The following is a 19936-nucleotide window of genomic DNA, read 5'->3' as shown; positions in this document are numbered from 1 at the left end:
GAGAAGGTTCGCTCTTGACAGTGAAGTCCCTTGCGGATGGAGCAGTTGGGAGTCGCAGTGACCAGATGGCTGGGACTGTTTATCAAAAACACAGCACTCTGCAAACACGAAAGTGGACGTATAGGGTGTGACACCTGCCCGGTGCCGGAAGGTTAATTGATGGGGTTAGCGCAAGCGAAGCTCTTGATCGAAGCCCCGGTAAACGGCGGCCGTAACTATAACGGTCCTAAGGTAGCGAAATTCCTTGTCGGGTAAGTTCCGACCTGCACGAATGGTGTAACCATGGCCATGCTGTCTCCACCCGAGACTCAGTGAAATCGAATTCGCCGTGAAGATGCGGTGTACCCGCGGCTAGACGGAAAGACCCCGTGAACCTTTACTACAGCTTGGCACTGAACATTGAACCTACATGTGTAGGATAGGTGGGAGGCTTTGAAGGCGTGACGCCAGTTGCGCTGGAGCCGTCCTTGAAATACCACCCTTGTATGTTTGATGTTCTAACGCAGGGCCCTGAATCGGGCTCGCGGACAGTGCCTGGTGGGTAGTTTGACTGGGGCGGTCTCCTCCCAAAGAGTAACGGAGGAGCACGAAGGTTGGCTAATCCTGGTCGGACATCAGGAGGTTAGTGCAATGGCATAAGCCAGCTTAACTGCGAGACGGACAGGTCGAGCAGGTACGAAAGTAGGTCATAGTGATCCGGTGGTTCTGAATGGAAGGGCCATCGCTCAACGGATAAAAGGTACTCCGGGGATAACAGGCTGATACCGCCCAAGAGTTCATATCGACGGCGGTGTTTGGCACCTCGATGTCGGCTCATCACATCCTGGGGCTGAAGTCGGTCCCAAGGGTATGGCTGTTCGCCATTTAAAGTGGTACGCGAGCTGGGTTCAGAACGTCGTGAGACAGTTCGGTCCCTATCTGCCGTGGGCGTTGGATGATTGAAGGGAGTTGCTCCTAGTACGAGAGGACCGGAGTGAACGAACCTCTGGTGTTCGGGTTGTCACGCCAGTGGCACTGCCCGGTAGCTAAGTTCGGAATCGATAACCGCTGAAAGCATCTAAGCGGGAAGCGAGCCCTGAGATGAGTCATCCCTGACCCCTTGAGGGTCCTAAAGGGCCGTTGGAGACCACAACGTTGATAGGCGGGGTGTGTAAGTGCAGCGATGCATTGAGCTAACCCGTACTAATTACCCGTGAGGCTTAACCATACAACACCCAAGAAGTGTTCTAAGGCTTGTAACAGATACCAAGCGAACTACTCAAAATTCAGTGGTAATGACAAAGCAAACTAGCCAAGTTGTTATTCACGTCAGCTTTTCAGATTAAGAATTTGCCTGGCGGCCATAGCGCCGTGGAACCACCTGATCCCATGCCGAACTCAGAAGTGAAACGCGGTAGCGCCGATGGTAGTGTGGCATTCGCCATGCGAGAGTAGGACACTGCCAGGCACCCAATACAAGAAACCCCGCTCATCGAGCGGGGTTTTTTATTGCATGCAATTTATTAAATCGTCTGATAATTGTCCCGTTTTATTCCTCTCCCTTTGAATGCCTAGTCTTCCCCGTCGGTTTTACTCATAAAAAACGGTCACAACAGCGTAAAATGGTGCTTTATTTCGTCGGAGATAGCCCATGTTTTGTCCAAAATGTGGTGGTCAAACCTTGCAAAGCGTCAGCCCTAAAGAGTTTCTCTGTGGCTGCGGTTTTCATTTTTTCCAGAATGTGGCGACGGCGGTGATGGTGGCGCTTTGCTGGCAGGATGAGGTGCTGGTTGCGGTGCGTGCCCGCAATCCGGGCAAGGGGTTGCTGGATCTGCCGGGCGGATTTGTCGATCCCGGCGAGTCGCTGGAGGGGGCACTGGTGCGCGAGTTGCAGGAGGAGCTGGGGCTCGATGTCAGCGCTCATCCTTGTACCTATCTCGGTTCCTTTCCCAATATCTATCCCTACGATGGCATCACCTATCACACCTGTGACACCTTTTTCACTATCAAGCTGAGTGAAAAACCGTTCATCCAGCCGGCTGACGATGTGGCCGCCTGTCAGTGGCTGAAGATCAGCGATATTCCCTTGCCCCGCTTTGCTTTCGAATCGACGCGCACCGCGGTGGCGCGGCTGCAGCAATCCTCTTTGCAAGCCTGATCCCTGCTGATGACGATGGGGATTGGCAGCGACCATCCCTGTCTCATCCTTGTCCACTTTTGTCCCGCAGACGCCATTCGTCAGACGGTGAGTGGTATAGTCAGCAGTGGATCCGGATTCAAGGAGCATATCGTGAAGAAGATAGTTCTCATCTTGCTCGGCATCGCCGTGGCGGCCTTGCTGGCCATAGTGACGTTGATAAGCCTTATCGACCCCAATCAATTCAAGCCCCAACTGGCTGAACAGGTGCGCAAGAGCACGGGCCGGGAGCTGGTGATGGCGGGGGAGATTGACTGGCGTTTCTGGCCGAGTCTCGGGCTCTCGCTGGAGAAGGTGGCTCTGCGCAATCCGGCCGGTTTTGCCGAGCCGGATCTGGTTCGTTTCGAACAGGGGGAGGCCTCGGTGGCTCTGTTGCCGCTGCTCTCCCATCGGCTGGAGATCGGCAAGGTGACCCTGAGTGGCGCCCATCTCTTTATCCAGACCAAGGCGGATGGCAGCTCCAATCTGAGCGGACTGATCAAGGATGCCACTGCTGATGCAAGCGAACCTGTCGTCCCCGCAACCCCTGCCCCAACCGCTGATAGCAAGCCCTGGCAGATCAGCTTGCAGGGTGTCGCGCTCTCCCAGGCCAGTGCGCTGGTACAGGATGATCGCAGCGGCACGTCGCTGCGACTGGATCGCCTCGATCTCGATATGGGGCAGCTGGCCACCGGTCAGTGGGTATCCGTGACGCTGGCCGCCAAGGGGAGTGCCGACAAGCTCGCTTTCGACGTTAAAGGGCAGACCCAGATCAAGCTGGCGCAGGAGGTGATGGCCAGTGAACTGAAAGATCTGAGCCTCAGTGGCAGCCTGAGTGACCCGTCCATGCGACTCGACAGTTTCTCCATCAAGGGAGACCGACTGGCCCTGGGTGAGTGGAGCAACCTCACGTTGGCGCTGAAAGGGGCCAAGGTAGAGGGGCAGCAAGCTTCACTGGCTGGCTCGCTGGAAGGAACGCTCAAGGGACGGCTCGACAAGGAGATGAAGCTTGCCGAACTCTCCGATGTGCTGCTGACCGCAGCGCTGGAAGGTGATGCGCTGCCGCGCCCGCAGATGAAGCTGAAACTAGCCGGCTTTGCCTGCGCCGAGATCGACAAGCAGTTGATTACCCTGAGCAAGCTGGTGATGAGTGCCGATGAGGCGCTGCTGAGTGGTGATGGAACCGTGCAGCTTGGTGCCGTTCCCGCAATCAGCTTCGATCTCAAGGGGGAGAAGCTGGATCTCGACAAATGGCTCGCCAAATCGGCACCGACTACGACCGCACAGGCGAAAGAGGACAAACCGGCGGCCAGCGCCCCCAACGCCGCTGCAAGTGGCAATAAAGCGGTAACCGGCAAGAGCGAAGCCCTCTCCGCGGTCGAACCCGATCTGGGCGCGATCAAGGGGATGGATCTGGATGGTCGGTTGCAGCTTGGCAGCCTGCGCCTGAAAGGGCTGGATCTTGGCGCAGTCGATCTGCAGGTGGCTCTGGCCAAGGGACTGCTGACGCTTAAACAGTTCAGCGCGACCGTGGCTGGCGGTCAGGTAAACGCGAACGGGGTACTCGACGCGCGCCAGCAACCCGCCACCTACAAGGCGCACAAGCAGGTGGCCGGAGTGAACATTCGTCCCTTATTGCAGACTCTGGCTCAGAGTGATCTGCTGGAGGGCAAGGGCGATCTCGATGTGCAGGTGCAGGGCCGTGGTCTCTCTGAGTTGGCTCTGCGCAACGGGATGCAGGGCAAGGTTACCTTGAAACTGAGCGACGGTGCCCTGCATGGCATCAACCTGCCGGAGATGATCCGCGAGGCGCGGGCCACCCTCACCGGCAAGGGGGCCGAGCAGGTGAAGGAGGCGCGCAAGACCGACTTCAGCGCTCTGACCGCCAGCTTCCAGATTGCCGACGGCATCGCCCGTAGCAACGACATCCAGCTCTTTGCCCCCGCCTTGCGGGTCAAGGGCGAGGGGCAGACGGCGCTGGTGCCGGAGAGCCTCGACTTCTTGTTCCTCACCTCCATCGTCGAGAGCAGCAAGGGGCAGGGAGGCAAGGATGTGGACGAGCTGAAGGAGATCACCATTCCGGTGCGGATCGGCGGTCACTGGCAAGCTCCCAACTATCAGCTCGATGTGAAGGCGCTGCTCAGCAACAACAAGCTGCTGGAGGATAAGGCCCGCAAGGAGGCCGAACGCGGCCTCAAGAAGCTGCTGGGTGACAAGGCCGACAACGAGGCCGTCAAAGGGGTGGCCGACCAGCTGCTCAAGGGGCTGTTCAAATAGATGACGGTTCACATGGCTGGCGGGAGCCGCGCCAATGCCGTTAGCGGTTGACCGGATGTCAGCGCCATTGAAAAATGGCGCTGACATTTTTTATGGCGCAGTGACCTGCTGCGCCTTGAGCCGGAGTCATCTCGAGTTGAACCCATGCGCCTGATCCTGCTGCTCTGCTCCCTGATCTGCTACGGCATGGCGTATCCCGTGCTGGCCGGGCCGCTGGCTGATCGTCTGGCTGGCGCGCTGGCCAAGCAGGTTCCCGAACAGGCGCTGCCTCTTGACGAGGTGCAGCGGCTCGACCGGCGCCTGATTGTTCCCGACTCCCTCTATCCCGCCTGGCAGCGTTACCCGCTGCGCCAGCTGCAGGCCATCTATCGCTATCAGCAGGAGTGCGGGACAGAGAATGACTTGCCCGCCGAGTGGCTGCCGCTGCTGCGGGCGCTTTGTGGCCAAGGGGCTGCGCCCTCGACCCGCTGGTTTGCCGCTCACCCCGTCTATCCGCTGGGGGGCTCCAGCGCAGCTCGCTGGCAGGCTGGTCATCCGGCGGCCGGACTCGACGCTCTGCTCCATGTGCGGGAGCGGCGCGATCAGTTGGGGCTGCTCGGCGAGCTCGATAATGACAACCTCGACGCCCTGCTGCGGGGCGAGCGCTGGTTGCTGCAATCCGGCCAGCTCTGGCTGCTTGCCGATGGGCAGTGGCGTCGCTATGGCGCCGGGCAGTGGCAACCGCTGGCCGAGCGGCTTGGCGTGACGCTGGATAGCCGCACAGCTGGTACTTGTGAAGAGCGAGTCGGAGCGATCTGTTTCAATACTCGCCCCACGCTTGACTGGCAGTGGCTGGCGCTGGCCAGCTCCCTTGGTTTCATCTTGCTGCTGGGATGGGCCAGCTGGCAGCGCTGGCGCCTGCTGCGGGAGCGGCGCATCGCGTTGCAGATGCTGACCCACGAGCTGCGTACCCCCATCATGGCGCTCTCCGGCATCTGCGAGGAGCTGCGCCACGATTTCGACCGGCTGCCCGCTTCCGCCCAGCAGTGCGTGGGGCAACTGCTGGGCAGTGTCGCCCGCCTGCATCAACTGGCGCAGGCCAGTCGCCACTATCTGGCGGCAGAGGCTCTAGAGGATGAACGGGTGGCGGTCAGTCTCACCGAGTGGCTCACCCTGGCTTGCGAGCGGCATGGTGCCGCCTTCTGCCTTGAGCGGGAGATGACTCTGGCGCTCCCCTTCTACTGGCTCGATCTCGCCCTCGACAACCTGCTGCGCAACGCCAGCCAGCATGGCCGCGCACCGGTTCGCGTCTATGCCAGCTGGCAGGCGGGGCGCTTGATCCTCGCAGTCAGCGATGGCGGCGAGCTGCCGGGTTACCGGCTGGCCACCCTGCTGCGCCGCGGTGCCCGTGCCGAGGGTTTGGGACTGGGGCTTGCCATCGTGCGCCATCTGCTGCGCCGTCTTGGCGGGCGCCTCACCCTATCCGGCCCGCCCACTACCTTCACCCTGACGCTGCCCTGCCAACTCTGGAGCGAGACCGAATCATGAAGACCATCTTGCTTGTCGAAGATGAGGCGCTGCTGGCGGAGAACCTGCAACGCTATCTGACCCGCGAGGGGTATCTCTGCCTCTGGTGCGACACCCTAGCTGCGGCGGAGCAGCAGTGGCTGGCGGCGGATCTGGTGTTGCTCGATCGCACCATGCCGGAGGGGGATGCTCTCGACTGGCTACCCCAGTGGCTGGCGCGCAAGGCGCTGCCGGTGATCGTGCTCACCGCAAGGGTGGAGGTGAGCGATCGGGTGGCCGGGCTCGATGCGGGGGCGCGCGACTACCTGACCAAACCCTTCTCCCACGACGAGCTGCTGGCGCGGATCCGGGCCCAGTTGCGTCAGCTGGGGGATGGCACTCAGGCAGTGGGCGGCTTGCAGCTTCATCCCGCCCGGATGCAGGCGAGCTGGCAGGATGCGGAGGTGAGCTTTACCCCTACCGAGTTTGCCCTGCTCACCCTGCTGGTGCGAATGGCGGGGCGGGTGCTGAGCCGGGAGGAGATCCTCAACCGGGTATGGGGCTATCAGGCGTTTCCCTCCACCCGCACCGTCGATACCCATATTCTGCAACTGCGCCAGAAGCTGCCCGGGTTGGCCATCGAGACGGTGCGCGGCATCGGCTACCGGCTGGAGGTGGCACAGTGAAGCACACAAGGCTGGCTGGGCTGCTGTTGGTTCTAAGCGTCGGCCTTCTGAATGCAGGCAGTGTGATGGCAACCGATCGCCTCCTGGAAACCGAGCGCGCCGACCCGCTGCAACCGGCTACCCAGGCGCTGTTGCAGGGGGATAACCGGCACGCCTGGCAATCTTTGCAGCAGGCGTGGCCTGCGCTCAACAGCGATGCCGAGCGCCGCAGCTGGCAGGGGATGCTGGCCGCGCTCAGTGCCCAGCACTGCGGCAAGGATTTCCCGCTCACTCTGCCCGATGGGGTGAGCGAGCTGCGCCTTGAGCTGATCCAGCGCGATGCGCCGCTGCTGCGGGACTATCGGGTGCAGCTGACCGGGGAGGGGCCCATCACCGCCGCTGAACTTATCGATCCCGCTGGCCGTGACCGACTGGCAGGTGCCCAGTGGGAGGCGGAAGAGAATAAAGGGGTCCGGGTCGTGGGGGCCGATCTGCCGACGCCTTTACCAGCCGGACTCTATCAGCTGCGGCTGACGGTGGCGGGCAAGGAGTGGCAGGTGGCGTTGCCGCTGCCTACGGTGCAGGATCTGGACTGGCTCTCCCGCTCGCCGCTGGCGGTGGCCAATCCCCCCGCCAATCCCGCTTCCTGTACACCGCTCTGGCTTGAGCAGACGGTGCTGGCCCGCCCGCAATATTCCCTGCTGTGGTGGAACCGTCTGCCTCTCGATGGCAAGGTGGGTTGGCCTGCTGCCACGCCCGACAGCTGGCGTACCCTTTCGCTGGTGCAGACCAGCCAGCGCGGCCAGCTGGTGTTGCAGCTAAGCCACAGTCAGGCGGGGCCAGTGGATTAATGCGCATCGTGATAGGCAGGTGCATGCAATCCTGACATTGGCCTGACAATCGCAGGCTGCCGATCTGCTGAAATGGCGATTCCCGTGTGTTATCAGGAATCACCGACCATGACTCTTCTTCCCGTGCTAACGAGCCGGATCCGCCCGCTGCTGCTGTTGATGCCGCTGCTCTCCCTGCCTGCCGAGGCGCTGACCCTTGCCAACGATCAGTGGCGCATCGAGCTGGATCCCGCCACCCTGGCGGCCGAGGCTGTGCTGCCCTCGGGCCAGCACCTTGCCATCTCTTCCCCCGGCCCGCGCCAGCCGGTCACCGCCTTGCAGCAGGAGGGGGAGCGTGCCAGCTGGCTGACCCGCGCCGATGGCGAGGTGCGTGCCTTGGCTCGCCTTGAGGGTAACCGTCTGATCCTTACCCTCAGCCGTGCAACTGCTGGCGAGCTGGTGTGGCCGCGGGTACCGGCAGGGGCGCAGGCGCTGATGCTGCCGATCCACGAGGGATTTCGCATTCCGGCTACGCACACTGCGTGGCGCAAGGCGCTGGCGCAGGAGTATCAGGGGATCAACACCACGGATAATCTGACCCTGCCGGTGGTTGGGCTGGATCACGGCGATCAGCAGTTGGCGATCCTCTTTGCCAACCCCTTCAACAACCGGCTCACTTTTACGCCCGGGAAAGATGGCATTGCCCTGACGGCGACCCATAGCGTCAATCGCCTCAATCTGACCGACCCCTATGAGGTGGCGGTGTCGCTGCAACCGGGCAACGACTGGCTGGCGGCGGGCAAGGCCTATCGCAGCTGGCTGCAGGAGCGGGGCGAGCTGGTCTCGCTCGAGAGCAAGCTGGCGGCAGTACCGGATGGCAAGCGGCTGATCGGTGCCTCTCACCTCTATCTCTGGGGCGAGCGACTGCTGGTGCCACAGGATGTGAAGAGTTGGCCCGTGCTGCGCCGCCTGATCCCCGCCGACTGGCTCAAGGGGGAGAGTAAGAGTGCGCTGCAAGCGCCCGATCTTGAGCGCAACCGCTATCTGCAAAACCGGGTGCTGACCGGAGTTGAGCAGGCGCTGGCGCTGCGCCATCCGGGTCAGCAACCGGCCGATTTCGCTGCCCGGCGCACGCTGGCGGCCACGCAACTGGGGGCTGCGCTCAACGAGCCGCAGAGTTGGGGCGATGGCAGTTCGGCCAAGATGATCGCCGCTCTCAAGCAGGCTGGACTACCCAGACTCTGGCTGGGGCTGCCCCAGTGGACCGCCGGTTTTGCCGCGCCAGAGGGGATAGCGCTTGCCAAACAGGCGGGCTATCTCATCGCTCCCTATGACTCCTACGATACCGCGCTGCCGGAGGGGAATCGCCAGCAGAGCTGGCTCACCGCCCAGATGGGGCAGGATATTTATCTGCGCTGCGGCATCATGCAGGAGAACGGCCGGCGCAAGAGCGGCTTTCAAAATAGCGGCGTCTACACCAATCAGGCCTGTGTGCGCCCGGTGATGGAGCAGCGAGTGCCCTGGTTGCAGCAGGCGAGCCACTACAACAGCTGGTTCCTCGATGTGGCGGCGACCGGCATGGTGTTTGACGACTTCGATCCGGCCAAGCCGACCACTCAGGCGCAGGATGCGCAAAACCGGATGGCGGGAATGGCATGGATTGCCAAGAGTCAGGGTGTACTGGTGGGCTCCGAGGAGGGCGGGGCGGTAGCCAACCGCACCGCGGCCTTTGCCCATGGCCCCCAGACCAGCGGCTTTGGCTGGCAGGATCCCGATATGCGCAGCAACAAGCGCTCTCCCTACTATCTGGGGGCCTGGTATCCGGAGCATCAGCCTGCGTTCTTCTTTCACCAGAGCCACCTAAAACCTGAGTATCAGGGACTCTACTTCAATCCGGCGCTGCGGTTGCCGCTGTTCCAGAGCGTCTTTCACGACAGCATAGTGACCACCCACCACTGGACGATGGACAGCCTCAAATTCAGGGAGAGCCGTCAGGTCACCGAACTGTTGCAGCAGCTCTACAACGTGCCGCCGCTGCTCAACCTCAGTCTGGATAGCGCCAGCGCGCGCATTCCCTATCTCAAGGGGCTCGATGCCTTCTTCCGCCCGCTGCATGAGCGGCTCTACAACCAGTCCCTCACCGGTTTTCGCTGGCTCGATAAAAGAGGCGTGGTGCAGCAGAGCGAGTTTGCCGATGGCACTCGACTGATTGCCAACTTCGGCTCGGCCACCGAGCTGTCAGGGATCAAACTGGCCGCTCAAAGCGTGCTGGCGCTGTTGCCAGATGGCAGCCAGCAGCAGTTTGTCTCGCAACCGGATGGCGCCCGCTAATCGGGCGTTCTGGCTTTTATTTCATCAGAGGATGCTGTGGCAGAACTTTTCATGTATAGATGAACGTTCTGCAAAATAAACGAGAGGCAGTTCTGATGATTGAGAGTGAAGTGATTAGAGAGGTAAACCATCCGGCGTGGCCGCTGGTCTGGCAGATCTATGGCGAGAGTTTTCCCCGCTACGAGCAGCGCCAGTCACAGCATCAGCCACAGAAGATGCGGGATCCTCGCTATCACTGCCAAATCTTTTATCAGGACGGCCTGCTGCTCGGTTTCATCTTCTGGTGGGCGTGTGGCGAGCAGATCTATATCGAACATCTGGCCATCAATCCGGCGCTGCGCGGCCGCAACTACGGCAGCCGCCTGCTGGCCGAATTTTGCGAGCGGGCAGGCAAAACCGTCATTCTCGAGATCGATCCGCCAGAGGATGAGATTGCCATTCGCCGTCTGCGCTTCTATCAGGGGCTGGGCTTTTGTCTCAACGATTATGCCCATCTCCACCCACCCTATCATCCTGACTATCAAGGTCATGCGCTGCGGGTGTTGAGCTATCCGGGGCTCCTTGAGGAAGAGGCCTATCAGCGTTTCAACAGCATGCTGGTGGAGACGGTGATGGATCACGGCTGAGCAACCGTAAGGAGATAAGAGAAGGGCCCGCCTGAAGCAATTCAGGCGGGCCCCTTTTCATTGCCGCTGGCGGGAATTACTCCCCCAGCAGGGTTTGCCAGACGGCGAGCACATGGCTGCGCTCACTCTGCAGCTGATCGTCGCTCACCTTGCGGGAGATCTCCGAGAGGTTGAGGCGATGGCCGAGGTTGCGGATCTCCAGATAGGCCTGCTTCAGCCCCTCCGCCTGCTCCAGCGTCAGCACTCCCGCCATCACGCACTCGTCGAAGATGCGCACGTTATCGGACCAGCGGGTGAGGGCATCGGGCTCGCCGCAGGCGTGGGCCAGCACCAGATACTGGGCGATAAACTCGATATCCACCATGCCGCCGGGGGACTGCTTGAGGTCGAACTCGCCAGCGCCCGCCTTGAGCAGGTGATCCCGCATCTTGTGGCGCATCTCGCGCACCTCGCGGGCCAGGGTCGGCAGATCCCGCTCCTTGGCCAGCACATCGCGGCGGATACGGGCAAATTCGGCAACGATGGCGTCATCGCCATAGATGGGGCGAGCCCGCACCAGCGCCTGATGTTCCCAGGTCCATGCCTCGTTTTGCTGGTATTGCTCGTAGGCCGACAGCGACGAGACCAGCAGGCCTGAGTCGCCGGAGGGACGCAGCCGCATATCGATCTCGTAGAGAATGCCGGACGGGGTGCGGGTGCTGAACAGGTGCAGGATCCGCTGGGCGAGGCGCAGGTAGAACTGGCGGCTGTCGATGGGCTTGCGGCCATCTGTGTAGCTGTTGGGGTCGCCGCCATGCAGAAACACCAGATCGAGATCCGAGCCGTAGCCGAGCTCAATGCCACCCAGCTTGCCGTAGGCCACCACCGCAAAGCCGCGCTGGCCGCTGGTTGCCACCTCGGGCGGCACTCCGTAGCGCTCGCTCATCTGGGCCCAGGCCTGATTGACCACCTCTTCGGTGATCGCCTCCGCGAGCCAGGTGAGGTGGTCGCTCACCTTCATCAGCGGCAGGGCGCCGGCGATGTCGGCCGCCACGATGCGCAGCAACTGCACCTGTTTGAACTGGCGCAGCGCCTCCATCTGCTGCTCCACGTCCTCTTCGGGGATGCGCAGCAGGAACTGGCGCAGTTGGGGCTTGTACTGATCGAGCGGGGTGGGGTGGTAGAGGTGCAGGGGATCAAGCAGCTCGTCCAGCAAAATCGGGTAGCGGGCCAGCTGTTCGCTCACCAGATGGCTGGCGTCGCACAGCCGCACCAGCTGGCGCAGGGCGCCCGGGTTCTCCGCCAGCAGTTGCAAATAGGCGCTGCGGGTGAAGATGCGGGTCAGCAGCTCACAGACCCGTTCGAACAGGCGGGCTGGTTGCTCGCTGGCGACCACCAGTCGCAGCAGCTCCGGCATCAGCCAGTCCAGCGCGATGCGCCCCTGCGGCCCTACCTGACGGCGCTTGTACTCCTCCTTGAAACGCAGCAGCGCGGCGCAGAGCGGGGCGGGCTCGGCCACCCCCTGCGCAGTCAGCAATTTTTCCAGCTCGGCGGCGTCGAGCTCGGTGCGCCAGAGATCGAGCCAGAGCTGCTCCAGATGGGCGGGGGCCTCTTTCTCTTCCCCCACCACGGCGGCGAACTCCTGATGGACGGCGGCCATCTCCTCGTCCAGATAAGCCATAAAGGTGCCCCAGTCGGCAAAGCCGAGGGCGGCGATCAGCCGCTGGCGATCCCGCTCCTCGGTGGGCAGGGTCTGGGTCTGTTGATCGCCGATCTCCTGCAATATGTTCTCGACCCGGCGCAGGAAGCGATAGGCCGCCAGCAAGCGGTCGCAATGGGCGGATTCGAGGGCTCCACATTGGGCGATGGCGGCCAGCGCTTCCGGCAGGTGACGCACCCGCAGTGCCGGTTCACGACCGCCGCGAATAAGTTGTAGCGCCTGGGCGATAAACTCCACTTCACGGATGCCGCCAGCCCCCAGCTTGATGTTGCCCTCCAGCCCCTTGCGGCGCACCTCAGCGGCGATCATCGCCTTCATCTGGCGCAGGCCGTCGATGACGCCAAAGTCGATATAGCGGCGAAACACGAAGGGGCGCAGCATCTCGGCCAGCTCCACTGCGTGTTCGCACTGGGGCCCCAGTACCCGCGCCTTGACCATGGCGTAGCGCTCCCAGTTGCGACCGTGGTGCTGGTAATAATCCTCCATGGCGGCAAAGGAGATGGCCAGCGGCCCCGCCTCGCCAAAGGGGCGCAGTCGCATATCGACCCGGAACACCTGACCATCCTGGGTGGGCTGGTGGAGGGCGTTGATGACGCGCTGACCCAGCTTGATAAAGAACTGCTGGTTGGCCAGCTCGCGCCGCCCGCCGACCGTGTAGCCGTTCTCGGGGAAGGTGAAGATAAGGTCGATATCCGAGGAGAAGTTGAGCTCGCCGCCACCGAGCTTGCCCATGCCGAGAATGAGCAGCGGCTGCGGGTTGCCGTTGCCGTCCATCGGGGTGCCCAGCTCGCCGCACTGTTTGGCGTAGAGCCAGTCGCGGGCGGAGCAGATGAGGGCATCTGCCAGTTTGGTGAGATGGATAAAGCTCTCTTCCACCGCGGAATGGCCCAGCAGCTCACGCCAGGCGATCACCAGCATGCGGCTGCGGCGGAACTGGCGCAGGATGCGCTTGAGCGTCTCTTCATCGCTCACCTCGGCGAGCAGGGCTGTGAGGTCACTCTGGTAGGCGGGCCAGCGCTCGGCCTGATCCAGTTCTCCGGAGGCGAGCAGATCGGTCAGCAACGCCGGCTGTTTGAAGAGGGAGTCGGCGACAAAATCGGAGAGGCCAAGCAGGGTCAGCAGGGGCTGGCGAACGGGCTCGGGCTGGTTGCCATAGTCGGGGGCCAGTTCGATCAGCCGTTGCCATTGGCGCTCGGCCTGTTCTTGCAGCAAGGGGGAGAGGGCAGAGAAAGAGGGAGAATGCTGGGCCACGGTTGCCGTCCTTGTGGTTCACGACAGCGGGTTAACGACACGGGGTTAACAACGCTGCCGGTTCAAAATGGTGGTTGCCAATCTAGCACTGTCAGGCCCCCGCGTCACAGCACAGGGGCGAGAAGCATGATCTGGCAAATAAAAATGGGCTCCCTGTCGGGAGCCCATCGGATTGCACTGGTCATTATCAGTGGCTGTCGACCCAGACGAACTTGAGGACGAACAGTAGGGCTACCACCAGCACGCAGGGGTTGATCTCGCGCCAGCGGCCGGTGCCTGCCTTCATCACGCAGTAGGAGATAAAGCCGACGGCGATCCCCTCGGTGATGGAGAAGCTGAACGGCATCATCACTGCGGTCATAAAGGCCGGTACTGCTTCGGTCAGATCTTCCCACTTCACCCGGGTCAGCTCGGAGCACATCAGCACGCCCACATAGATAAGGGCGCCAGCGGCGGCGTAGGCCGGCACCATGGCGGCGACCGGAGAGAAGAAGATCGCCAGCAGGAACAGCAGGCCGACCACGATGGCAGTCAGACCGGTACGGCCGCCGACGGCGACGCCGGAGCTGCTCTCGATAAAGGCGGTGACCGAGGAGGTGCCCATAAAGGCGCCGCCGACGGAGCTGACGCTATCGACCATCAGCGCCTGTTTCATGCGCGGGAAGTGGCCCTTGTCATCGGCCAGCTTGGCGCGGTTGGTGACGCCGATCAGGGTGCCGGAAGAGTCGAACAGGTTGACCAGCATAAAGGAGAAGATGATCCCGGCGAGGCTGATATCGAGCGATCCCATCAGATCCAGTTGGCCGAACACCGGCTCGATGCTGGGGGGCATGGAGACAAAGCCCTTGAAGGTGACATCGCCAAACAGCCAGCCCAGCGCCGTAGTGACCACGATGGCAATCAGCACGGCGGAGTGGACGCCGCGGGCGGAGAAGATGCAGATCAGGAAGAAGCCGAGCAGCCCCAGCAGGCAGGGCAGGGAGGTGAGATTGCCCACGGTTACCATAGTCGCGGGGCTGGCCACCACGATCCCGGCGTTGTGCAGGCCGAGCAGGGCGATCAGCAGACCGATACCGGCGGTGATGCCGACCCGCAGGGTGAGCGGGATGTTGCCGATCAGCCAATAACGCACCCGCAGCAGGGTGAGGATCAACAGACCCATGGCCCCCCAGAAGATGGTGCCCATGCCCACTTGCCAGGAGTAACCCATGCCGGCGACGACCACGAAGGCGAAGAAGGCGTTAAGGCCCATGGCGGGGGCCAGCGCGATCGGCAGGTTGGCCAACAGGCCCATCAGGATGCTGCCGATACCGGCGATGAGGCAGGTGGTGACGAACACGGCCTGGGTGTCCATGCCCGCCGCAGAGAGGATCTGCGGGTTGACGAACACGATATAGACCATGGTCAGGAAGGTGGTGATACCGGCGATCACTTCGGTACGGGCGGTAGTGCCATGGCCTTGCAGGGCAAACAGGCGCTCAAGCAATCCTTGCCCGGCGGCCTGATTGGCAGCTTGGTGTTGTTGATTCATGTTGGATTCCAATAGGTGACGTGAAATAAGCAGCAGGGGAACGGGCTATCCCATCCATGCGGGGTAAATTGCCCTGTTTCTGGCGGTTAAGTAACCAGACTCGTCCTGATACCGTGACAGCGCGCACATTTTTACACAGGCGGCGCCGTTTACAAACCCCGTATCTGCGAAGCAGATCAATGAATAGAGCAAAAATTCAAACGTTTGCTTTTTGAGCGTGAAAAAAGGTTCTCAGCAGAGAACCTTTTATCGAAAATTGGGGGCTTACAGGGTTTTGAAGTAGCGCTCGACCAGCTGGGCCAGTACCGAGTCGAGCCGGTCTTGCACTTCACCCAGTTCACGGCCGAAGCGGCGCAGAAAGAGGCTTGCCTGCTCTTCGGTCAGCTTGCGCCCCTCGATAAAGAACTCCTGCTCCGGCAGTTGCTTGTCGTAGCGGGGGATCAGCACCCAGCTCACCAGCTCGGGCTCCACGGCGGCAAAAATCTTGGCGGCAGCGGCACAGAAGGTCTCTATGTGCTCCTTGCCATCCGGCCCGAGGCAACCCGGTTCAACCCGGATCTGGATGGTGAGTTTTTTCTCTATGGGGGTCGTCATCGTGCTACATCCATGCAAAGGCATCCGTCTAGGATTGTAAGTCAAAAGGCAAGAGAAAGGGGAGCCGAAGCTCCCCTCAACACGCAGTCAGCCTTATTTGGCGATGCGCTTGTACTTGGCGCGATGGGGCTGGATCGCCTCGGCGCCGTAGGTCTTCTTCTTCCACTCTTCGTATTCGGTAAAGTTACCTTCGAAGAACTCGATCTTGCCCTCATCCTGATAGTCGAGGATGTGAGTGGCAATACGGTCGAGGAACCAGCGGTCGTGGGAGATGACCATGGCACAACCCGGGAACTCCAGCAGGGCGTTCTCGAGGGCGCGCAGGGTTTCGATATCCAGATCGTTGGTCGGTTCATCCAGCAGCAGTACGTTGCCGCCGGTCTGCAGCAGCTTGGCCAGATGCAGACGACCGCGCTCACCACCGGAGAGCTCGCCAACCCGCTTCTGCTGGTCGGAACCCTTGAAGTTGAAGCGGCCGATATAGGCGCGGCTCGGGAACTCGTAGTTGCCGATGCGCAGGATATCCTGACCGTCAGCGACTTCCTCGAATACCGTCTTCTTGTCATCCATGCTGTCGCGGAACTGGTCGACAGAGGCCAGTACCACGGTTTCACCCAGGGTGATGGAGCCGGAATCCGGCTGCTCCTGACCCGACATCATGCGGAACAGGGTCGACTTACCGGCACCGTTCGGGCCGATGATGCCGACGATGGCACCCTTCGGAATGGCAAACGACAGATCGTCGATCAGCACCCGATCACCGTAGGATTTGCGCAGGTTGGCCACTTCCACCACCTTGTCGCCGAGGCGCGGTCCGGGCGGAATGAACAGCTCGTTGGTCTCGTTGCGCTTCTGGTAGTCGTTGGTGTTGAGCTCTTCGAAGCGAGCCATACGGGCCTTGGACTTGGCCTGACGGCCTTTCGGGTTTTGACGAACCCACTCCAGCTCTTTCTCGATGGACTTGCGACGGGCCGCTTCGGAACTTGCTTCCTGCGCCAGACGTGCGTCCTTCTGCTCCAGCCAGGAGGAGTAGTTGCCTTCCCACGGGATACCTTCGCCGCGGTCCAGTTCCAGGATCCAGCCTGCCACGTTGTCGAGGAAGTAACGGTCGTGGGTGATGGCCACTACAGTGCCTTCGTAGTCGTGCAGGAAGCGCTCCAGCCAGGCCACGGATTCCGCATCCAGGTGGTTGGTCGGTTCGTCCAGCAGCAGCATGTCCGGCTTTTCCAGCAGCAGACGGCAGAGCGCCACACGGCGGCGCTCACCACCGGAGAGGTGCTTGATCTTGGCATCCCAGGCCGGCAGGCGCAGGGCATCGGCCGCACGCTCCAGCTGGTTTTCCATGTTGTGGCCACCCTGGGCCTGGATGATGGCTTCCAGCTCGCCCTGTTCGCGGGCCAGCTTGTCAAAGTCGGCATCCGGGTCGGCGTAGGCCGCATAGACCTCGTCCAGACGGGCCATGGCGCGCTTCACTTCGCCAACGGCTTCTTCGACCGCTTCGCGTACGGTCTGCTCCGGCTCCAGCTTCGGCTCCTGCGGCAGGTAGCCGATCTTGATGCCGGGCTGCGGACGGGCTTCCCCTTCGATCTCGGTGTCGATGCCTGCCATGATGCGCAGCAGGGTCGATTTACCGGCGCCGTTCAGACCCAGCACGCCGATCTTGGCGCCCGGGAAGAAGCTCAAGGAGATGTTCTTGAGAATATGACGCTTGGGCGGCACTACCTTGCCGACCCGGTTCATGGTGTAAATAAATTGAGCCATTGGCTAATTCTCTTCCTTTTCAGCAGGTTAATGTCTTGGCATTAACAGACTGATGTCGTGGTGGGGCCAGGTCGACACAGGTCAACCGGGTTCCAAAAAACCCGTCGATTGTAAACCAACGGACGAGGGGGGGCAAAGGTGGCACCCGGCTATGTCCCCCCTTTGCCGCAGCAGTCACGCCTTGCTGCATCAGCCGTGCAATTTGGGCATGATGTGGGCTGCCGTTTTGTTCCGGAGCCGTCATGAACCCATCTCCTCAAGCCCCTTCACTGGCCGCCTTTCTCTGCACAATGGGATTGGACGCCGCGCTGAGCGAAGCTATCAGCCTGCGCTTGCCACGGCAGACGCTGCGCGCCGGTCAGGTGCTGTTGGCGCAGGGGTCAGAGCAGGAAGCTGCCTTCTATATCGAAGCGGGCATCGCTCGCGCCTGCCACTACACCCGGGACGGGCAGGAGCGCTGCAAGGAGTTCTACTTCGAAGGGGAGCTCTGCCTGCTCTATGACAGCTGGCTCACGGGATCGCTCGCCCGCTACCAGCTGGAGGCGCTGACGGAGCTGCAGGTGGTGCGGGTGCCGCTCGCCCTGCTGGATGAGCCCGCCTGGCAGCCGGTCTGCATGGCCCTGCTGCGTCAGCAGCTCGGTTACAAGGAGCGCAAGGAGGCGTTTTTGCTGCTCCACTCCCCCGAGGAGCGTTATCGGGAGCTCTGCCACACCTTCCCTCACTGGCCTGCGCGGCTCACTCAGGTGCAGCTCGCCAACTACATCGGCATCAGCCCGGTCACCCTGTCACGGATCCGCAGGCGCATTAACACGGGTTAATGCCGCTCTCCGACCATCCCCTCATGCTGCGCCATCCAAATAACGGATGAGGTGTGGATGATGTCGCTGTTTCTGTGGTCGCAGCTGGTGGTGAGCCTGGCTTTGCTGCTCGATCTGTTGTCGTTTCAGTTGCGGGATCGCCGCAGGATCCTGGCCTGTCTGGCCCTCTCCTGCGCCCTCAATGCCGGTCACTTTGCCCTGCTCGGGCAGTGGTCGGCCGCCAGCCTGTTGCTGCTGGCCAGTATGCGCTTTCTGGTGAGTATCTGGCTGGTTCGCCGCATCTTGATGTGGTTTTTCATGGGGTTGGCCTGTGCGGCGGCGCTAGCGACCTATCAGGGCCTGCTCTCATGGATCGGGCTGCTGGCCACCCTGCTGCAAACCCGGGCCGCGTTTTGCCCCGACGATCGCCAACTGCGGCGCAGGATGCTGCTCGGCACCCTCTGCTGGCTGGGTAACAACTTGCTGGTGGGCTCACCGGTCGCCGCGCTGATGGAGGGGCTGTTTCTGGTCAGCAATCTGGTTGGCTACTATCGCCACTATGGCTTCGATTATTGGGGGCGTGGCCGCCACAGTGGCCGCAGAAAGGGGCGTGTGCCGCCTTCCGGTCGGGCGAGCTCCTGACCTCCCGCTCAGGGCTGCTTGTGGCCAGCGAAGTAGAGCACCCGTTTCACATACTCCTGCGTCTCGTCATAGGGTGGGATCCCGCCATAGCGTTCCACCGCTTTTTCCCCGGCATTGTAGGCTGCCGAGATCAGTACCCAGTCGCCATCGAAGCGGCGATCCAGCCATTTGAGATAACTGACGCCACCCTTGATGTTCTGGGCTGGATCGAATGGCCGGGTTACCCCGAACCGTTGCTGGGTTTCGGGGATCAGCTGCATCAGCCCTTGGGCATTCTTGGGGGAAACGGCACGGCTGTTGAGATTGGATTCGGCGATGGCAATCGCTAGTACCAGCCGGGCATCCACCTTATGGTGTTTGGCGGCGTGACGCAGCATGGTGACCAGCTTCTGTTTGCCCGGTGACTGGCGTGCCAGATATGCCTCGACATTGAACGGTGTGCTGGGCAAGGCGGAATAACTCCCTTGTCCGCCGCGCATGCCGACACCGCACTGATCGCCCATGGGGGCATTGCCGACCCGCGGGTTGTAGTAGCGGCTGGCCTGCTGGTTGCCAAGGCGCATTGCCATGGCGAGATAACTGTTAGCCAGCTTGGCGCTGCGAACCGAGGCGGGGCCGGTGGCGAGCAGGCGACCGATCCGGAAATATCCTTCCGGGTTGCCGGTACTGGCGGCCACGCAATAGAGGGCGATGGCTTTTTGCAGATGACCGTGTTGCTGGGCAACTTGACCCTGCTTGATCGCTGTTAGCGCCTTGGGAGCTTGTCTGAAATCCCTGCCTTGTGCCATCGCCCGCGGCGTACCTGCCAGTAACAACGACAAAAAAAGCAGCAAAAACAGTCCGTTTTCGCTGATGTGCCTCATGGGTTATCTCCTGTTTGAGTACAGAAGATATAGAGGAACATGGCTGCTATCGCCACGAACCCAGTGGATCCTGTTGTTATAGCCGGTTGATTTCAGAGAGCAAAACGGTATGGAACTAACGGCATCTCGACAGTTTCACACCATTTTTCATCCGGTTAGAAGTCGTGGTGATACTCCTGCTCATCCAGCACGGCGGGAGGAAGCGTGCGATAGAAGCTGCCAACTTCGCTGACAACCCAGAGCGAAAGCAGGGCCAGCAGGCTGAGCAGGGGAAGCAGAGAGTGGTTCTGGGTCAGGGCATAGGCCGCAATGGCGGCACCGGTCAAAAGCAGGGTTCGGATCATGAGGTGGCTCCTTGTCGTCATGGGGGTGTTGCGTGGCCACGGACAGAGCGCCTGGGGTCGGGAGTTGTTCCCGGGTGGCACGAAG

At 61.6% G+C, this 19936-nt stretch carries 15 protein-coding genes and 2 rRNA genes (1 of these 17 cut by a window edge); 11 read left to right on the top strand and 6 right to left on the bottom strand.

Features of this window, described 5'->3' with window-relative positions; translation table 11 throughout:
* The 9 genes from ACTG1K_RS20370 to ACTG1K_RS20330 form a co-directional block, all read left to right on the top strand.
* Positions 1–1207 (top strand): 23S ribosomal RNA (locus ACTG1K_RS20370); it begins 1683 nt to the left of the window's first position.
* A gap of 125 nt (positions 1208–1332) precedes the next feature.
* Positions 1333–1447: ribosomal RNA gene (gene rrf / locus ACTG1K_RS20365) — 5S ribosomal RNA — on the top strand.
* 183 nt (positions 1448–1630) lie between these two features.
* On the top strand, positions 1631–2137 hold the full coding sequence (locus ACTG1K_RS20360) for an NUDIX domain-containing protein (RefSeq protein ID WP_425854724.1): 507 nt from the start codon (positions 1631–1633) through the stop codon (positions 2135–2137).
* Between the two features lie 132 nt (positions 2138–2269).
* Positions 2270–4432 (top strand): AsmA family protein, encoded by a 2163-nt coding sequence (locus ACTG1K_RS20355; RefSeq protein ID WP_440006541.1) that lies wholly within the window; start codon positions 2270–2272, stop codon positions 4430–4432.
* A gap of 144 nt (positions 4433–4576) precedes the next feature.
* Positions 4577–5959, top strand: a complete 1383-nt coding sequence (locus tag ACTG1K_RS20350) for a DUF3404 domain-containing protein (protein ID WP_425854728.1) — start codon at positions 4577–4579, stop codon at positions 5957–5959.
* Entirely contained in the window at positions 5956–6603 is a 648-nt protein-coding gene (locus tag ACTG1K_RS20345; protein ID WP_425854729.1) for a response regulator transcription factor, read from the top strand. The genes ACTG1K_RS20350 and ACTG1K_RS20345 overlap by 4 nt, the downstream gene beginning before the upstream one ends.
* A 65-nt stretch (positions 6604–6668) precedes the next feature.
* A complete protein-coding gene (locus ACTG1K_RS20340; RefSeq protein WP_440006539.1) occupies positions 6669–7433 on the top strand; it encodes a DUF2861 family protein in 765 nt (254 codons plus the stop codon).
* Positions 7434–7541: 108 nt separating this feature from the next.
* Complete coding sequence (locus ACTG1K_RS20335; RefSeq protein ID WP_335820500.1) at positions 7542–9743, top strand: glycoside hydrolase; 2202 nt, start codon at positions 7542–7544, stop codon at positions 9741–9743.
* Positions 9744–9838: 95 nt separating this feature from the next.
* Positions 9839–10369, top strand: a complete 531-nt coding sequence (locus ACTG1K_RS20330; RefSeq protein ID WP_069651902.1) for a GNAT family N-acetyltransferase — start codon at positions 9839–9841, stop codon at positions 10367–10369.
* A 76-nt stretch (positions 10370–10445) separates the two neighbouring features.
* Here ACTG1K_RS20330 and glnE read toward each other — a convergent pair whose 3' ends face one another.
* The 4 genes from glnE to ettA all read right to left on the bottom strand — a co-directional run bounded on the left by glnE (position 10446) and on the right by ettA (position 17205).
* The gene (gene glnE / locus ACTG1K_RS20325; protein WP_429150563.1) at positions 10446–13319 is read right to left on the bottom strand and encodes a bifunctional [glutamate--ammonia ligase]-adenylyl-L-tyrosine phosphorylase/[glutamate--ammonia-ligase] adenylyltransferase; all 2874 of its coding nucleotides are present in this window, start codon (positions 13317–13319) and stop codon (positions 10446–10448) included.
* Positions 13320–13506: 187 nt separating this feature from the next.
* Complete coding sequence (locus ACTG1K_RS20320; protein WP_101531589.1) at positions 13507–14850, bottom strand: NCS2 family permease; 1344 nt, start codon at positions 14848–14850, stop codon at positions 13507–13509.
* A gap of 264 nt (positions 14851–15114) precedes the next feature.
* Positions 15115–15444: a hypothetical protein gene (locus tag ACTG1K_RS20315; RefSeq protein WP_005343410.1), complete on the bottom strand. Its 330-nt coding sequence runs from the start codon at positions 15442–15444 to the stop codon at positions 15115–15117.
* 93 nt (positions 15445–15537) lie between these two features.
* The gene (ettA, locus tag ACTG1K_RS20310; protein ID WP_042054910.1) at positions 15538–17205 is read right to left on the bottom strand and encodes an energy-dependent translational throttle protein EttA; all 1668 of its coding nucleotides are present in this window, start codon (positions 17203–17205) and stop codon (positions 15538–15540) included.
* A 242-nt stretch (positions 17206–17447) separates the two neighbouring features.
* Here ettA and ACTG1K_RS20305 point away from each other — a divergent pair, with 242 nt between their 5' ends.
* Entirely contained in the window at positions 17448–18023 is a 576-nt protein-coding gene (locus ACTG1K_RS20305; RefSeq protein ID WP_440006536.1) for a Crp/Fnr family transcriptional regulator, read from the top strand.
* 57 nt (positions 18024–18080) lie between these two features.
* The gene (locus ACTG1K_RS20300; protein WP_267516914.1) at positions 18081–18644 is read left to right on the top strand and encodes a YgjV family protein; all 564 of its coding nucleotides are present in this window, start codon (positions 18081–18083) and stop codon (positions 18642–18644) included.
* A gap of 8 nt (positions 18645–18652) precedes the next feature.
* Here ACTG1K_RS20300 and ACTG1K_RS20295 read toward each other — a convergent pair whose 3' ends face one another.
* On the bottom strand, positions 18653–19507 hold the full coding sequence (locus tag ACTG1K_RS20295; RefSeq protein ID WP_258720804.1) for a lytic transglycosylase domain-containing protein: 855 nt from the start codon (positions 19505–19507) through the stop codon (positions 18653–18655).
* A gap of 155 nt (positions 19508–19662) precedes the next feature.
* Positions 19663–19851 carry a hypothetical protein gene (locus tag ACTG1K_RS20290; protein WP_368157879.1) on the bottom strand — a complete coding sequence of 63 codons (189 nt, stop codon included), beginning with the start codon at positions 19849–19851 and terminating at the stop codon, positions 19663–19665.
* Positions 19852–19936 lie beyond the last annotated feature (85 nt).

Origin of the sequence: Aeromonas sp. 102P, assembly GCF_051920345.1 — a bacterium.
Lineage (GTDB): Bacteria > Pseudomonadota > Gammaproteobacteria > Enterobacterales > Aeromonadaceae > Aeromonas > Aeromonas veronii.
The sequence above is the reverse complement of the archived record's forward strand: the minus strand, read 5'-3'. Positions and strand labels throughout refer to the sequence as shown.

What these genes read in the sequence shown, in the direction of transcription:
- ACTG1K_RS20345 (WP_425854729.1), top strand. Translation starts at nt 5,956, where the DNA reads ATGAAGACCATCTTGCTTGTCGAAGATGAGGCGCTGCTGGCGGAGAAC.
- ACTG1K_RS20320 (WP_101531589.1), bottom strand. Translation starts at nt 14,850, where the DNA reads ATGAATCAACAACACCAAGCTGCCAATCAGGCCGCCGGGCAAGGATTG.
- ACTG1K_RS20305 (WP_440006536.1), top strand. Translation starts at nt 17,448, where the DNA reads ATGAACCCATCTCCTCAAGCCCCTTCACTGGCCGCCTTTCTCTGCACA.
- ACTG1K_RS20290 (WP_368157879.1), bottom strand. Translation starts at nt 19,851, where the DNA reads ATGATCCGAACCCTGCTTTTGACCGGTGCCGCCATTGCGGCCTATGCC.
- ACTG1K_RS20315 (WP_005343410.1), bottom strand. Translation starts at nt 15,444, where the DNA reads ATGACGACCCCCATAGAGAAAAAACTCACCATCCAGATCCGGGTTGAA.
- ACTG1K_RS20330 (WP_069651902.1), top strand. Translation starts at nt 9,839, where the DNA reads ATGATTGAGAGTGAAGTGATTAGAGAGGTAAACCATCCGGCGTGGCCG.
- ACTG1K_RS20300 (WP_267516914.1), top strand. Translation starts at nt 18,081, where the DNA reads ATGATGTCGCTGTTTCTGTGGTCGCAGCTGGTGGTGAGCCTGGCTTTG.
- ACTG1K_RS20340 (WP_440006539.1), top strand. Translation starts at nt 6,669, where the DNA reads ATGGCAACCGATCGCCTCCTGGAAACCGAGCGCGCCGACCCGCTGCAA.
- ACTG1K_RS20360 (WP_425854724.1), top strand. Translation starts at nt 1,631, where the DNA reads ATGTTTTGTCCAAAATGTGGTGGTCAAACCTTGCAAAGCGTCAGCCCT.
- ACTG1K_RS20350 (WP_425854728.1), top strand. Translation starts at nt 4,577, where the DNA reads ATGCGCCTGATCCTGCTGCTCTGCTCCCTGATCTGCTACGGCATGGCG.
- ACTG1K_RS20295 (WP_258720804.1), bottom strand. Translation starts at nt 19,507, where the DNA reads ATGAGGCACATCAGCGAAAACGGACTGTTTTTGCTGCTTTTTTTGTCG.
- ettA (WP_042054910.1), bottom strand. Translation starts at nt 17,205, where the DNA reads ATGGCTCAATTTATTTACACCATGAACCGGGTCGGCAAGGTAGTGCCG.
- ACTG1K_RS20335 (WP_335820500.1), top strand. Translation starts at nt 7,542, where the DNA reads ATGACTCTTCTTCCCGTGCTAACGAGCCGGATCCGCCCGCTGCTGCTG.